This window comes from Actinophytocola glycyrrhizae, assembly GCF_042653545.1.
GTDB classification, from domain to species: domain Bacteria; phylum Actinomycetota; class Actinomycetes; order Mycobacteriales; family Pseudonocardiaceae; genus Actinophytocola; species Actinophytocola glycyrrhizae.
The window spans coordinates 386,754-401,639 of the sequence record NZ_JBHSIS010000003.1; the positions used below are offsets into that span (position 1 = coordinate 386,754).

Here is a 14,886-nt window from a genome sequence, read left to right on the forward strand (position 1 = left end):
GGCAGGCATGACGGTGACACCGCCGCCGCGCAGGCGGGCGGTGCCGGGCTGGGCGATGTTCGTGTTCGGCATCGTCGCGGTGGTCGGTGTGCTGGCCACCACCTCGTTCCTGACCGGCGAACCGGCGCTGACGTCGTCGTCGACGATGCAGAACACGGTCACGCTCGGCCTGCCGATCCTCCTCTGCGGTCTCGGCGGCATCTGGGCCGAGCGTTCCGGCATGATCAACATCGGGCTCGAGGGCATGATGATCCTCGGCACCTGGGGCGCGGCGTGGGCAGGCGTGCTGGGGCTCGGCCCGTACGGTTCGGTGCTGTTCGGCGCGATCTTCGGTGCGCTCGGCGGTGCGCTCCACGCCATCGCGACCGTGTCCTTCGGCGTCAACCACATCGTGTCCGGGGTGGCGATCAACCTGCTCGGCGCCGGTGTCGCGAAGTACCTGTCGACGCTGATCTTCGCGCCGCTGTCGGACAACCCGCGTGACTCGCCGCCGATCGACCGGTTCGACACCTTCTCCGCGCAGGGCCTGGCGGACTGGCTCGGTGAGCTGGAGTCCGAGCAGCGCGCGGTGATCTCCGACGTGGCCGGCCTGCTGCGTGGTCTGGTGACGCGGGTGTCGCCGATGCTGATCATCGGCATCCTGCTGGTGTTCGCGACCTACCTCGTGCTGTGGCGCACCAGGTTCGGGCTGCGGCTGCGGTCGTGCGGCGAGAACCCGGTCGCGGCCGAGTCGCTCGGCGTGAACGTCTACCTGCACAAGTACATCGCGGTGATCGCGTCCGGCGCGCTGGCAGGCATCGGTGGCGCCGCGCTGGTGCTCGGTTCGAGCCCCTCGATCTACTCGGAGGGCCAGACGGCGAACCGCGGCTTCATCGGCCTCGCCGCGATGATCTTCGGCAACTGGCGGCCGGGCGGCACCCTCGCCGGCGCGGGCCTGTTCGGTTACGCGGACGGCCTGCGGCTGTCGTCGGGCCCGGAGACGGTGCACGCGCTGCTGTACGCGGCGGTGATCTGCGCCGGTCTGCTGGTGATCTGGCAGCTGTTCCGCCGCAAGTGGACGACGGCCGCGCTCGCCGGGGTGGGCGCCGTCGCCGTCTATGCGCTGTACTACGCGACGGACGAGCTGCCCTCGGAGTTCCTGCCGTACACGCCGCACATCATCACGTTGGTGGTGCTGGCGCTGGCCGCGCAGCGACTGCGGCCACCGGCGGCGAACGGCATGCCATACCGGCGAGGTGAAGGTGACTGAGCAGCTTGACCGAGCGCGGCTTGCGGGAGTGGACATCGTGACAGAGCGCGGCTTGCGGAGCGAGCATCGTGGTTGACTGGGAGAAGTTGAGGGCCGCGGCCGTGGAGGCGGCTCAGGTCGCGTACTGCCCGTACTCCGGCCTGCAGGTCGGGGCGGCGGCGGTGTGCGACGACGGCCGGATCGTGACCGGCTGCAACATCGAGAACGCCTCCTACGGCGTCGGCCTGTGCGCGGAGTGCACGATGGCTGGCCAGCTGCACCTGACGGGCGGCGGCCGGTTCGTGGCGGTGGCGTGCCGTTCCGGTACGGGTGACCTGCTGATGCCGTGCGGCCGGTGCAGGCAGATCCTGTACGAGTTCGGCGGCGCGGACTGCCTCATGGACACGCCGGACGGCCCCCTGCCGATGTCGGCGGTGCTGCCGCACGCGTTCGGCCCGGCTGATCTACCGTGACACGGTGAAGCACACGGCAGTCGACGTCATCCGGACCAAGCGCGACCGCGGTGTCCTGTCGGACGCCCAGATCGACTGGGTCATCGACGCGTACACCAGGGGCGAGGTCGCCGACGAGCAGATGTCGGCCCTGGCCATGGCGGTTTTCCTGAACGGCATGACGTTCGAGGAGACGTCCCGCTGGACCCAGGCGATGATCGACTCCGGCGAACGGTTGTCGTGGCCGGTCCCGACGGTCGACAAGCACTCGACGGGCGGCGTGGGCGACAAGATCACGTTGCCGCTGGCGCCGCTGGTGGCGACGTGCGGGGTGGCGGTGCCGCAGCTGTCGGGCCGCGGCCTCGGCCACACGGGCGGCACGCTCGACAAGCTGGAGGCGATCCCGGGCTGGCGCGCGCAGCTGTCGACGGAGGAGATCCGCGCACAGCTGGCGGACGTGGGTGCCGTGGTCTGCGCGCCGACGGAGGGCCTGGCCCCGGCGGACCGCAAGCTGTACGCGCTGCGGGACGTGACGGGCACGGTCGAGTGCGTCCCGCTGATCGCGTCGTCGATCATGTCGAAGAAGATCGCCGAGGGTGCGGGCGCGCTGGTGCTGGACGTGAAGGCCGGCTCGGGTGCGTTCATGCGTTCGCTGGACGACGCCCGCGAGCTGGCGTCGGCGCTGGTGGCGATCGGCACGGCCCACGGCCAGAAGGTGTCGGCGCTGCTGACGGACATGTCGGTGCCGTTGGGCCGGGCGGTGGGCAACGCGGTCGAGGTGGCTGAGGCGGTCGAGGTTCTGCGCGGCGGCGGACCACCGGACGTGGTGGAGCTGACGGTGGCGCTGGCGTCGGAGATGCTGTCCCTGGCGGGTGTGCCGGTGGACCCGGCGGAGGTGCTCGCCTCCGGCGCGGCGTACGAGACGTGGTGCCGCATGATCGAGGCGCAGGGCGGCGACCCGAACGCGGAGCTGCCCGCACCCAGCCACGTGCGCGTGGTGGCGGCACCGAGGGACGGTGTGCTGACCAGGCTCGACGCACTGGGTGTCGGCGTTGCGGCGTGGCGCCTGGGCGCGGGCCGGGCCCGTAAGGAGGACCCGGTTCAGGCGGCGGCGGGCGTGCTGTGCCTGGCGAAGCCGGGTGACGAGGTGACGGCGGGCGAGCCGCTGCTGGAACTGCACACGGACACCCCGGACGCGGTGGACGGCGCACTGGCGGCCCTGGACGGCGCGTACGAGATCGGCGACGACGCACGTGGGCGGGACAGCCTGGTGCTGGAGGTGATCCGGGGGTAGGACGGCCGCGGCCCCCCGATCACCACCGTAGCGGCGAACACCGACAGAAACGGCCGACGCGGGACAGGCCTGTGGACAACCGCAGGGAACCGCCAGGCACGCACAAGAGCGCAACTAATCCCGCACGAAAGCGAAACTCGCGAGTCCCGAACGGGAGACTCGCGGGTCCCGAACCGGGGACTCGCGGGTCCCGAACGGGGGACTCGCGGGTTCTGAACCGGGGACTCGCGGGTCCCGAACGGGGGACTCGCGGGTTCTGAACCGGGGACTCGCGGGTCCCGAACGGGGGACTCGCGGGTTCTGAACCGGGGACTCGCGAGTCCTGAACCGGGGACTCGCGAGTCCTGAACGGGGGACTCGCGGGTCCCGAACCGGGGACTCGCGGGGTTGTCGGGGGGATGGGGTGTGGCTGTGGTGGTTGTGGTCAGGCCAGGGCGGCCAGGGCTGTGTGGGTCAGTACCCGGACGCCGGTCAGCAGGGCTCGTTCGTCCAGTACGAACGTCGGCTGGTGGAGGTCGGGCGGGGTTCCCTCGCCCGACCACACGCCGAGCCGGGCGAACGACCCTGGCACGTTCTCCAGGTACCACCCGAAGTCCTCGCCGCCGGAGGACTGCTTGGTCCCGGTCACCGCCTGCTCGCCGAGCGCCGCCTCGACCCCGGCCCGGAGCACGGCCTCGGACTCCACGTCGTTGACGACCGGCGGCACCCCACGCCGGTGCTCCAGCTCGAACCCGACACCGGTCGGCGCGAGCAGTGACTGCACCAGCCCCGCCACCAACGGCTCGAGATCGGCCCACACCTCGTGGTCACCGGTACGCAGCGTCCCGCGCAGTACCCCGTCCTGGGGCACGGCGTTGGGGGCCTCACCGGCGTGCACGGCGCCCCAGACCAGCACGGTCCCGGACCGCGGGTCGATGCGGCGCGACAGCAGCGCGGGCAGCCCGGTGATGACGGTCCCGAGCGCGTGCACGAGGTCGGCGGTCAGGTGCGGCCGGGACGTGTGCCCGCCCGGCGAGGTCAGCCGCAGCTCCAGCAGGTCGGTGGCCGACGTGATGGCCCCGACGCGCGTGCCGACGCTGCCGACCTGCAGCCGGGGGTCGCAGTGCAGACCGAAGATCGAGTCGACGCCGTCGAGCCCGCCTGCGGCGATGACGTCCAGCGCGCCGCCGGGCATGACCTCCTCGGCGGGCTGGAACACGAGCCGGACCCGGCCGGGCAGCTCGGGTGCGGACGCGAGCGCGAGACCGGCGCCGAGCAGCATCGACGTGTGCCCGTCGTGCCCGCAGGCGTGTGCGGCACCGGGCACGGTGGAGGCGAACGGCAGCCCGGTCAGCTCGGTGAGCGGCAACGCGTCCATGTCGGCGCGGAGGGCGACACACCGGTCGCCGCCTCCGTTGTCGCCACCGTCGTCGCCGCCGATGTCGCAGATCAGGCCGGTGCCGGTGTCGAACACCTTGGGGTGCAGGCCCGCCGAGGACAGGAGGCCCGCGACCAGCTCGGTGGTGTTGTACTCGCGCCTGGACAGCTCGGGGTTGGCGTGGATGTGCCGGTACCAGGCGAGCACGTCGGGCGCGTTGCGTGACAACCAGTCGTCGAGCCATTCCGGCCCGCGACCGGCTCCGATGTCATCCACACTGGGCATACTGACGCCCTCGTCGGTGATCAGCACGCCGGCCCCGTTCGCGGCTGTCGAGCCGCCGTCCCCGGGTGCGTCGGATCGCGAGTCGAGCACGGTCACGCGATCCTCCCGAGGTCCCGTGAGTGAGTCATGATTCGTCAATCCTGCACCATCGGTGGTGGTGAATCGCACGAGGTTTCCTGGTCCGCCGGTTGCCGGTACCGGCAGAGCGCCGAACGGCGAAGCGGGTTCAGCCTCGCTAAACGATCACTGTCGACCAGCGGCCGCTGATCACTACTTCGCCTTGGCCCTCTTGCGCCGGATGCTGCGGCCCCAGATCACGGCGCCGATCAGCACGATGGAGGCGACCCCCATGACGATCTTGCGCCGCGACTCGGCCCGGTCCTCCTCCGTCTCCGGGGGATCGATGTCCACGGTCGGCGCCGTCGGTGCGGTGGCGGGTCCGGAGGGCGGCGGCGCCGGCTGTTGGCCGACGACGAGGCCGTGCTCAGGGCCGGAGTGGTGGGACTCGGCGACCGAGTGAACCGGGAGCAGCGCCAGGACTAGCCCCACGAAGGTCACGACGAGTAGTCGAATGGCGCTGCGCATGCGACAAGCCTATCCAGAGCGGGCGGGATGGATCAGCGGCCGGGCGGGTATTGATGCGCGATCGTCAGTCCTCGTCCGTGGCCGCCAGCACCGCGATGCTGCGTCCGCCGGGCCGGAGGCAGAGCACGCCGAGGTCCCACGCGATCCGCCTGAACCAGTCGTTGGCGGCGTCGAACGTCCACCACGCGCAGCCCGCCACGGTCCCGTCCGCCAGCGCGGTCACCGACCGCCGCGCGGCCACCAGCCCGCGGGTCCTGCCGAGCCCCCGGTCGTAGGCCCCACCGTCCTCGGCCGCCGTGAGCAGCATCGACTCCACGTCGGCGAGTGTCGCGGCCCGCAGCGCGAGCCCGTCACCGGCGACGCAGTCCAGCCCAAGCGACTCGACGGTCCTTAGCCCGACGTGGGCCGCGGCCAGCGGCGCGTCCAGCGTGAACACCGCGGCTTCGGCACGACCGTTCGACTCGGTCAGCCACGTGGTCACGGCCGCCGTCATGTCCTCCGGTGTCGTCTCGCGGGTCGCGGACGGCACCGTGCCCGCCGTCGTGATCAGCTCCACCCCCCGGACCGTACGCGGAGAACCGGACGGGCGACAACGGCGGCGGTCAGTTCCCGAACTCCTCCAGGATGCGTTCCGCGGCCAGGGTCGGGGTGAGCGTGCCGTCGGCGACCTGCTGTTCCAGCGACGGCGCGAGCGCGTGCACCCCGGGGTGCTCGGACAGCCTGGTCAGCAACGTGTCCCGGACCATCGTCCACGTCCAGTCGACCTGCTGCCGCTTCCGCTTAGCCGCGAGCGCGCCCGACTCCCCCAACGTGTCGTGGTGCCGTTTCACCTGTTCCCACAGGGTGTCGAGGCCGGCGCCGGTCATGCCGCTGCACGTCAGCACCGGCGGGGCCCACCCGTCCGACGACGCCTGCAGCAGCCGCAGCGCGCCCGACAGCTCGCGTGCCGCCTTGCGTGCGGGGAGTTCGTGGTCGCCGTCGGCCTTGTTCACCGCGATCACGTCCGCCAGCTCCAGAACGCCCTTCTTGATGCCCTGTAGCTGGTCGCCGGTGCGGGCGAGTGTCAGCAGGAGAAAGCAGTCGACCATGTTGGCGACCGAGATCTCCGACTGGCCGACGCCGACGGTCTCCACCAGCACCACGTCGTAGCCGGCGGCCTCCATCAGCACGATGGTCTCGCGGGTCGCGCGGGTCACGCCGCCGAGCGTGCCGGAGGTCGGCGACGGGCGGATGAACGCCGACGGGTCGACCGACAGGCGGGCCATCCTGGTCTTGTCACCCAGGATCGAGCCGCCGGTGCGGCTCGACGACGGGTCCACCGCCAGCACCGCGACCCGGTGCCCGCCACCGGTGAGCTGCGTGCCGAGCGCGTCGATGAACGTCGACTTGCCCGCACCGGGCACACCGGTGATGCCGACCCGGTGCGCGCCACCGGCGTGCGGCAGCAGCTCCACCAGCAGCTGCTGTGCCCGCGCCCGGTGGTCCGGGCGCCGCGACTCGACCAGCGTGATCGCCTTCGACAGCGTGCCGCGGTCACCGGCGCGCACACCCTTGGCGTACGCCTCGACGTCGATCTCCCTCGGCATCAGCGGGCGATGAGCTTGCGCAGCAGGTCGGTCGCGGCGTCGGCGATCACCGTGCCGGGGCCGAAGATCGCGGCCGCTCCGCAGGTGTACAGCTCGTCGTGGTCCTGCGGCGGGATCACGCCGCCGACGACGATCATGATGTCGTCGCGGCCCAGCGCGGCCAGCTCGTCGCGCAGCGCGGGCACCAGCGTGAGGTGACCGGCGGCGAGCGAGTTGACGCCGACGATGTGCACGTCGGCCTCGACGGCCTGCCGTGCCACCTCCGCCGGGGTCTGGAACAGCGGGCCGACGTCGACGTCGAAGCCGAGGTCGGCGAACGCGGTCGCGATCACCTTCTGGCCGCGGTCGTGGCCGTCCTGGCCCATCTTCGCGACGAGGATGCGCGGCCGCCTGCCCTCGGCGTCGGCGAACTCCTCGACGACCCGGCGCGCTTCCGCCACGTTGGACACGCTGCCGACCTCCTCGGAGTAGACGCCGGAGATCGTACGGATCTGCGCCGAGTGCCGCCCCCACACCCTGCCGAGCGCCTCGGAGATCTCGCCGACCGTCGCCTTCGCGCGGGCCGCGTCGATCGCGAGCGCGAGCAGGTTGCCGTCGCTGTCCGCGGCGGCCGTCAGCGCGGCCAGCGCACCGTCCACAGCGGACTGGTCGCGTTCTGCCCGCAGCCGCCGCAGCTTCTCCACCTGCTGCGCGCGCACCCCGGCGTTGTCGACCTTCAGCACGTCGATCCGCTCGTCGGCGTCCGCGAGCCGGTACTTGTTCACGCCGATCACCGGCTGGCGGCCCGAGTCGATGCGGGCCTGCGTGCGGGCGGCGGCCTCCTCGATGCGCATCTTCGGGATGCCGGCGTCGATCGCGCGCGCCATGCCGCCGGCGGACTCGACCTCCTGGATGTGGCCCCACGCCTTGCGTGCCAGCTCGTGGGTGAGCCGCTCGACGAACGCGCTGCCGCCCCACGGGTCGATGACGCGGGTGGTGCCGGACTCCTTCTGCAGCAACAACTGCGTGTTCCGCGCGATGCGTGCCGAGAAGTCGGTCGGCAGGGCCAGCGCCTCGTCCAGTGCGTTGGTGTGCAACGACTGCGTGTGCCCCTGGGTCGCGGCCATCGCCTCGACACACGTGCGGATCACGTTGTTGTAGACGTCCTGCGCGGTCAGCGACCAGCCGGACGTCTGGCAGTGCGTGCGCAAGCTGAGCGACTTGTCCGACTTCGGCTCGAACTGCTTCACGAGCTTGGCCCACAGCAGCCGCGCTGCCCGCAGCTTGGCGACTTCCATGAAGAAGTTCATGCCGATGGCCCAGAAGAACGACAGCCGCGGCGCGAACGAGTCGACGTCCAGTCCGGCGTCCACTCCCGCCCGGATGTACTCGACGCCGTCGGCCAGCGTGTACGCCAGCTCGAGGTCGGCGGTCGCACCCGCTTCCTGCATGTGGTAGCCGGAGATGGAGATCGAGTTGAACTTCGGCATCTGCCGGGAGGTGTGCGAGAAGATGTCGGAGATGATCCGCATCGACGGCTGCGGCGGGTAGATGTAGGTGTTGCGGACCATGAACTCCTTGAGGATGTCGTTCTGGATGGTCCCCGTGAGCTGGCTCTGCGGCACCCCTTGTTCCTCGGCGGCCACCACGTACAGCGCGAGGATCGGCAGCACGGCGCCGTTCATGGTCATCGACACCGACATCTTGTCCAGCGGGATGCCGTCGAACAGCTGCCGCATGTCGTAGATCGAGTCGATGGCGACCCCGGCCATGCCGACGTCACCGGCGACGCGCGGGTGGTCGGAGTCGTAGCCGCGGTGCGTGGCGAGGTCGAACGCGACCGAAAGGCCCTTCTGCCCGGCCGCGATGTTGCGGCGGTAGAAGGCGTTCGACTCCTCGGCGGTGGAGAAGCCCGCGTACTGGCGGATGGTCCACGGCTGGTTGACATACATCGTCGGGTACGGGCCACGCAGGAACGGCACGATGCCCGGATAGGTGTCCAGGAAGTCCAGCCCGTCCGTGTCCTCCCTGGTGTACAAGGGTTTCACGCCGATGCCCTCCGGCGTCTCCCACGCCAGCGCGTCGGGGCCCTTGCCGGTGGTGTCCTGCAGGGCGGCCTGCCACTGGGCCGCGGTGCCGGTAGCCGGCTCGCCGAGCGCGATCCCGGAGAAGTCGGGGATGGTCATGACCGGTCCTCCAGTGCCGCCTCGAACGGTTCCGCGTACCGCACCCTCGGCAGCCCGCCGGCGGGGACCGCGGGTTCCGGCTTGCGTGCCAAGGGTTTCTCGTCCCTGTCCGGGAAGACGGTCACGCCGGTGATCGCCTCCTCGCCCGCGTCGAGCCGCGCGGTCCGCGCCGCACGGACGGCCGCGATCCGCTCCTCGACCAGGCCGGAATCGAGCGCGGCGACGATTCCGCCCGCCCTCTCGATCTCCTGGAACACCGCCCAGCCCGCGTGCGCCAGCTCGTCGGTGTGCCGCTCCACGTACCAGGAGCCGCCCGCCGGGTCGATCACCCCGGCGACCCTCGCCTCCTCGAGCAGGATCGAGTGGGTGTTGCGTGCGATGCGGCGCGCGAAGCCGTCCGGCAGGCCGATGGCCGCGTCGAACGGCTGCACCGTCACCGCGTCCGCGCCACCGGCACCGGCTGCGAAGCAGGCGAGGGTCGTGCGCAGCATGTTGTTCCACGGGTCGCGGCGGGTCATCATCGTCGACGAGGTCACGGCGTGCAGCGGCGCGATGGCCCGCGGCGCGCCGCAGACCTCCGCGACCCGCGCCCACAGCCTGCGCGCGGCCCGCAGCTTCGCGATCGTGCCGAACTGGTCGGCGGTGGCGGCGAAGCGGAACTCCAGCTGCCGCACGGCCCGCTCGACCGACAGCCCCGCGCCGGTCAGCGCCCGCAGGTAGGCGACCGCGGTCGCCAGCGCAGCGCCCAGTTCCTGCCCGTCGGACGAGCCCGCCTCGTGGTAGGGCAGCGCGTCGACCACCACCGACCGCAGGTTCACGTACCGCTCGCCGGTCCGTGCCGCGAGCGCGGCGGCGCCGTCGAGATCGGGTGTTTCCCCGGTGCGGGCGCGGTGCCCGACCGGGTCGGCGCCGAGGTTGCCGAGCACCTCGCCCGCCCGGACGCCCTTGTCGTCGTGCACGGCCAGTAGCGCGTCGGCGGCGGCCACGAAGTCGGCACCGGCGTCGAGGGTGACCGGGGCGAGGTCGACGTAGACGTCGGCGAGCACGTCCGGCAGCGCCCCGACGGGCAGCCCGGCCGCGCCGACGACCAGCCACAGCGACGAGACACCGTTCTCCAGGTCGGCGAGCACCGCGCGGCGGGTGATGTCGACGTCCGGGTCGGCGTGGCGCTGGCGGACGTCCCAGCCGGTGGCGACCGCGCCGTCCGGCCTGCCGCCCCTGGTGAACGAGGACTCCCCGGGGAAGTCGGGGGACATGGCGGTGGTGATCGTGCCGTCGGGACGGCTGCCCCTGGTGAACGGTGGCAGGCCGGGGAAGCCCGCGTCCGGGGCCGCGTCGTCGGCCGTGTAGAGGGGCCGGATCGCGAAACCGTCGTAGGTGGCGCTCGCGAGGAGGTCCTCCACGGGACCGTCGTGGCTGTCGACGTCCACGCCCGACCTGCGCAGCACCTTGTCGACCATGGCCCGCCACTGGTCCCTGGTCGCCGGGTTGAACTCCGATGCCAGCCGCAACTGGTCCGCCGAGGTCATACCCCGCAATGCTACGGACGCGGCACGTGAGCGCCAGGGCACGCGAGTGTGAGGCTGATCGCCGGGGATCCGGTGATGACCGGCACAATGGCGTCCGTGTCCAGCACTGGGGAGCGGGTCGTCGCCGGGCGCTACCGGTTGCGCCGGCAGCTCGGCCAGGGCGCCATGGGCACCGTGTGGGAGGCCTACGACGAGTTCCTCCACCGCACCGTGTCGGTGAAGGAGGTCCTCCTCCCGCCCGGGGTGCCCGAAGCGCAGGCCGCCGAGCTGCGGGAACGTACGCTGCGTGAGGCGCGCGCCATCGCCGCGCTGTCCCACCCGAACGTCATCACGCTGCACGACGTCGCCCGCGAGGACGGCGAGCCGTTCGTCGTGACCGAGTACCTGCTCGCGCACAGCCTGGCCACGCTGATCAACGTCCTCGGCCCGCTGCCGGAGCAGAAGGCCGCCGCGATCACCGACGCGGTGGCGGCCGGCCTGGCCGCCGCACACCAGGCGGGCATCACGCACCGTGACATCAAGCCGGGGAACGTGCTCATCGGGGTGGACGGTCAGGTGAAGCTGACCGACTTCGGCATCGCCCGCAACGTGTCCGAGCAGACGCTCACGAGCACCGGGATCATGCTCGGCTCACCCGCGTACATCTCGCCGGAGGTCGCCGCCGGCCGCGAGGTGACACCGGCGGCGGACCTGTGGGGCCTTGGCGCGACGCTGTTCGCGGTGATCGAGGGCCGCCCGCCCTACGACGTGGACGGCGCGGTGCTGGAGACGGTCAACCAGGTCGTGCACGGCGACGTCCCGCGCCCGTCCGCGGCGGGGCCGCTGTGCGACATCATCGCCGCGCTCATGGTGAAGGAGCCAGAGCAGCGGATCTCGCTGCGCGAGCTGCGCAACCGCCTGCACCCGCTGCTGCCGCCGCCGAGCACCCCGCTGCTGACCGACGAGGACCTGGCCCAGCTGGCGGAGGCGGCGAGTTATCCACAGCCGCCGGGTTGTCCACAGGCCGACCCGGAAGACCCCGGAACGTCACCCCCAGCCGATAAGATGGCAAGGCGGGACGCCCCCGGGAACGGGTGGGGGCTGGGCAACGCGCGCGAGGACGACGGTTCCGAGGTGGTTTCCGAGGCTGTCGCCGACGCCGCCGACGAGGTCGGCGGCTCGCGAGGGCCGGATGACGCTCCCGTGCTCGCCCCCGCGCCAGGGCCGCTGCCCTTCGACGTCACGGTCCGCCACGAAGTTCGCCGCGAACGCGGGTCGGTCGCCTCCGCGCTCGTCGCGTTCTTCTCCGTGCTCTTCTTCTTCGCCGCGGCCGCAGGCGGTTTCGTGCTCTCCCGCTACGTCGGCGGCGAGCCGATCACGCCACCGCGGCAACAGACCACCTCGACCCGGCCCTCCGTCCCGGCCGAGGACGACGCGGGCGTCCTCAAACCCAGGACCGGCAACGCCGCCAGCACCACCCCGGCCCAGGGCGGCGGCTTCCAGGTGCTCGTGCCGGCCAACTGGGTCGAGTTCACCGAGGAGGTCGGCGGCGGCGAGCTGCCAAACAGCACCCGCTTCTACTACGTCTCACCCGACGGCACCCAGCTGCTGACCGTCGAGCGGATCGTCGACTTCTACCCGGAACACGTGATCGACGAGTACGTCGACGTCCTGATCAACCGCGACTCCGAGGTGCGCGTCGAGTCGATCGAGATGCGGCCGATCAAGGGCATCACCCCGATCGGTGTCGAGCCGCCGGAGTCCGCACAGGAGCTGACCTACCGCACCATCACCAGCGCCGCGGAGCTGGCGCCGGGCGAACAGCGCACCCAGGACCTGCACCAGGGCACCTTCGCGCGCCTGCTGCCCTACGCCCGCGACCTCTGGGTGGTGTCGATGACCGCGCTCATCGACCAGGAGGACCCCAGCCGCGACCTGTTCGCCGCCATCGCGAAGGAGTTCAAGGTCACCGGATGAGCGTGGCCTATCCTCCCCGGGTGACCGACATCCAGGACCACTCCGCCGAAGCCGTGGCGGCCGCCGCGGCGCTCGCCAAGCGCACCGGCGTCGACACCCATGACGTCGCGGTCGTGCTCGGCTCCGGCTGGCGACCCGCCGCCGACGTGCTCGGCGCACCCGACACCGAGGTGCCGATCGGCGACCTGCCCGGCTTCGCCGCCCCGACCGTCGCCGGCCACGGCGGCACGTTGCGATCGCTCCGCGTCGGCGACAAGCGTGTGCTGATCCTGCTCGGCCGCACCCACCTGTACGAGGGCAGTGGCGTCGGCCCGGTCGTGCACGGTGTGCGGACCGCGGCCGCCGCCGGGTGCCGCACGGTCGTGCTCACCAACGCGGCGGGCTGCCTGCGTGACGGTGTCGCGGTCGGCCAGCCGGTCCTGATCAGCGACCACCTGAACCTGACGGCCACGTCCCCGCTGTCCGGCGCCCAGTTCGTGGACCTGACCGACCTGTACTCGCCGCGTCTGCGCGCACTCGCGAAGGAGATCGACGCCTCGCTCGTCGAGGGCGTGTACGCCGGGCTGCCGGGCCCGCACTTCGAGACACCGGCCGAGATCCGCATGCTGCGCGTGATGGGCGCGGACCTGGTCGGCATGTCGACCGTCCTCGAGGCCATCGCCGCCCGTGCCGCGGGCGTCGAGGTGTTCGGCCTGTCGCTGGTGACCAACCTGGCGGCCGGTGTGACGGGCGAGCCGCTCAACCACGAAGAGGTCCTCGAGGCGGGCCGCGCGTCGGCCACCCGCATGGGCGCGCTGCTGAAGTCGCTGGTGGAGCGGTCGTGAGTCTCCCGCCGGAGCTGCGGGACCGCGCGTTCCGCTGGATCGCGGACGACCCCGACCCGGCCACCCGCACGGAGCTGCAGCAGGTCGCGGCCCGCGCCATGGGCGGCGACCGGTCCGCGGTCGACGAGCTGGCCGACCGCATGAACGGCACGCTCGCGTTCGGCACCGCCGGGCTGCGCGGCCCGGTGCGCGCGGGCTCCAACGGGATGAACAAGGCGGTCGTGCTGCGTGCGACCCACGGTGTCGCGACGTGGCTGACGCACAAGGGGCACACCGGTGGCACGGTCATCGTCGGCCGCGACGCCCGCCACGGCTCGGCGGAGTTCGCTGCCGCGGCGGCGTCCGTGCTCACCGCCGCGGGTTTCGTGGTGCGCACGATGCCCGGTCCGCTGCCGACCCCGATGACCGCGTTCCACGTGCGTGCTCTCGGCGCGGTGGCGGGTATCCAGATCACCGCGTCGCACAACCCGCCCGCCGACAACGGCTACAAGGTCTACACCGATGACGGCGCCCAGATCGTCCCGCCCGACGACAAGCTGATCGAAACCGGCATCCGCGAGGCACCGCCCGCCGTGTCGGTGCCCGTGGCGCCGGGCGCGCTCCCGTTGGCGGACGTGTCGGGTTACGTCGCCCGCGTCGCCACGCTGCCCCGGGGTAGCGCCCGCGACCTGCGGGTCGTGCTGACCCCGATGCACGGCGTCGGCGGCGGGACCGCGCTGGAAGCCCTGCGGGCGGCGGGTTTCACGGACGTGCGGCTCGTCGGGGCACAGGCCGAGCCGGACCCGGACTTCCCGACGGTGGCGTTCCCGAACCCGGAGGAACCGGGCGCCGCGGACCTGCTGCTGGGTTGCGCGTCCGAAGTGGACGCCGACCTGGCGATCGCGCTGGACCCGGACGCCGACCGCTGCGCCATCGGCGTCCGCGACAAGGACGGCTGGCGCATGCTGCGCGGCGACGAGACGGGTGTGCTGCTCGGTTCGCACGTGCTGTCCACAGTGGACCAGCCGGACCCGTTGGTGGCGTCGACGATCGTGTCGTCGTCGATGCTGGCGCACGTCGCGGCCGCCAACGGCGCGCGGCACACGGAGACGCTGACCGGGTTCAAGTGGCTGATGCGCGCGGGCGAGGGCCTGGTGTTCGCCTACGAGGAGGCGCTGGGCCTGTCGGTGGACCCGGACTTCGTGCGCGACAAGGACGGCATCTCGGCTGCCGTGGTGGCCTGCGACCTGGCGGCCACGCTGAAGGCGGCCGGCCGCACCCTGCTGGACGTGCTCGACGACCTGTACACCGCGCACGGCGTGCACCTGACCGACCAGGTCTCGCTGCGGTTCGCGGACGTGTCGGCGATGCTCCCGCTGGTGGCGGGTCTGCGCTCGACCCCGCCGGAGCGGCTGTGCGGCGTACCGGTCACCGAGGACGGCCCGGCCGCGGACATCGTCCGCCTGCGCGGCGAAGGCCTGCGCGTGGTGGTCCGCCCATCGGGCACGGAACCGAAGGTGAAGGCGTACCTGGAGGTGGTCACCCCGGTGACGGGCACCCTCGCGGACGCCCGCACCCAGGCAACCACCCGACTGGCCACCCTCCGCGACGAGGTGACGGCACTGCTGAAGGCGTAGGTTGGCCGC

12 protein-coding genes are annotated in these 14,886 nt (G+C 72.1%); 6 read left to right on the forward strand and 6 right to left on the reverse strand.

The window, feature by feature from the left end; all coding sequences use genetic code 11:
- The first annotated feature begins 7 nt into the window (after window positions 1-7).
- The 3 genes from ACFPCV_RS07915 to ACFPCV_RS07925 all read left to right on the forward strand — a co-directional run bounded on the left by ACFPCV_RS07915 (window position 8) and on the right by ACFPCV_RS07925 (window position 2,974).
- Entirely contained in the window at window positions 8-1,249 is a 1,242-nt protein-coding gene (locus ACFPCV_RS07915) for an ABC transporter permease (protein ID WP_378055731.1), read from the forward strand.
- Window positions 1,250-1,314: 65 nt separating this feature from the next.
- A complete protein-coding gene (locus ACFPCV_RS07920) occupies window positions 1,315-1,701 on the forward strand; it encodes a cytidine deaminase (protein ID WP_378055732.1) in 387 nt (128 codons plus the stop codon).
- Window positions 1,702-1,705: 4 nt separating this feature from the next.
- Entirely contained in the window at window positions 1,706-2,974 is a 1,269-nt protein-coding gene (locus tag ACFPCV_RS07925; protein WP_378055385.1) for a thymidine phosphorylase, read from the forward strand.
- 424 nt (window positions 2,975-3,398) lie between these two features.
- On the opposite strand, the gene ACFPCV_RS07930 is transcribed toward ACFPCV_RS07925, so the two are convergent.
- From ACFPCV_RS07930 to ACFPCV_RS07955, 6 genes are all read right to left on the reverse strand, one after another.
- The gene (locus ACFPCV_RS07930) at window positions 3,399-4,712 is read right to left on the reverse strand and encodes a M20 family metallopeptidase (RefSeq protein ID WP_378055386.1); all 1,314 of its coding nucleotides are present in this window, start codon (window positions 4,710-4,712) and stop codon (window positions 3,399-3,401) included.
- A 174-nt stretch (window positions 4,713-4,886) separates the two neighbouring features.
- The gene (locus tag ACFPCV_RS07935) at window positions 4,887-5,201 is read right to left on the reverse strand and encodes a hypothetical protein (protein WP_378055387.1); all 315 of its coding nucleotides are present in this window, start codon (window positions 5,199-5,201) and stop codon (window positions 4,887-4,889) included.
- A gap of 64 nt (window positions 5,202-5,265) precedes the next feature.
- Window positions 5,266-5,757, reverse strand: a complete 492-nt coding sequence (locus ACFPCV_RS07940) for a DUF6183 family protein (RefSeq protein ID WP_378055388.1) — start codon at window positions 5,755-5,757, stop codon at window positions 5,266-5,268.
- Between the two features lie 46 nt (window positions 5,758-5,803).
- On the reverse strand, window positions 5,804-6,787 hold the full coding sequence (gene meaB / locus ACFPCV_RS07945) for a methylmalonyl Co-A mutase-associated GTPase MeaB (protein ID WP_378055389.1): 984 nt from the start codon (window positions 6,785-6,787) through the stop codon (window positions 5,804-5,806).
- Complete coding sequence (gene scpA / locus ACFPCV_RS07950; RefSeq protein ID WP_378055390.1) at window positions 6,787-8,952, reverse strand: methylmalonyl-CoA mutase; 2,166 nt, start codon at window positions 8,950-8,952, stop codon at window positions 6,787-6,789. Before scpA ends, meaB begins: the two co-directional genes overlap by 1 nt.
- A complete protein-coding gene (locus ACFPCV_RS07955) occupies window positions 8,949-10,481 on the reverse strand; it encodes a methylmalonyl-CoA mutase subunit beta (RefSeq protein WP_378055391.1) in 1,533 nt (510 codons plus the stop codon). Before ACFPCV_RS07955 ends, scpA begins: the two co-directional genes overlap by 4 nt.
- A gap of 87 nt (window positions 10,482-10,568) precedes the next feature.
- Between ACFPCV_RS07955 and ACFPCV_RS07960 the strand changes: the two genes are divergently transcribed.
- Genes ACFPCV_RS07960 through ACFPCV_RS07970 form a run of 3 tightly spaced genes read left to right on the forward strand, consistent with a single transcriptional unit; the run spans window position 10,569 to window position 14,877 of the window.
- Window positions 10,569-12,437, forward strand: a complete 1,869-nt coding sequence (locus tag ACFPCV_RS07960) for a serine/threonine-protein kinase (protein ID WP_378055733.1) — start codon at window positions 10,569-10,571, stop codon at window positions 12,435-12,437.
- 20 nt (window positions 12,438-12,457) lie between these two features.
- Window positions 12,458-13,261 (forward strand): purine-nucleoside phosphorylase, encoded by an 804-nt coding sequence (locus tag ACFPCV_RS07965; protein ID WP_378055392.1) that lies wholly within the window; start codon window positions 12,458-12,460, stop codon window positions 13,259-13,261.
- On the forward strand, window positions 13,258-14,877 hold the full coding sequence (locus ACFPCV_RS07970; RefSeq protein WP_378055393.1) for a phospho-sugar mutase: 1,620 nt from the start codon (window positions 13,258-13,260) through the stop codon (window positions 14,875-14,877). The genes ACFPCV_RS07965 and ACFPCV_RS07970 overlap by 4 nt, the downstream gene beginning before the upstream one ends.
- The last annotated feature ends 9 nt before the right edge of the window (window positions 14,878-14,886 follow it).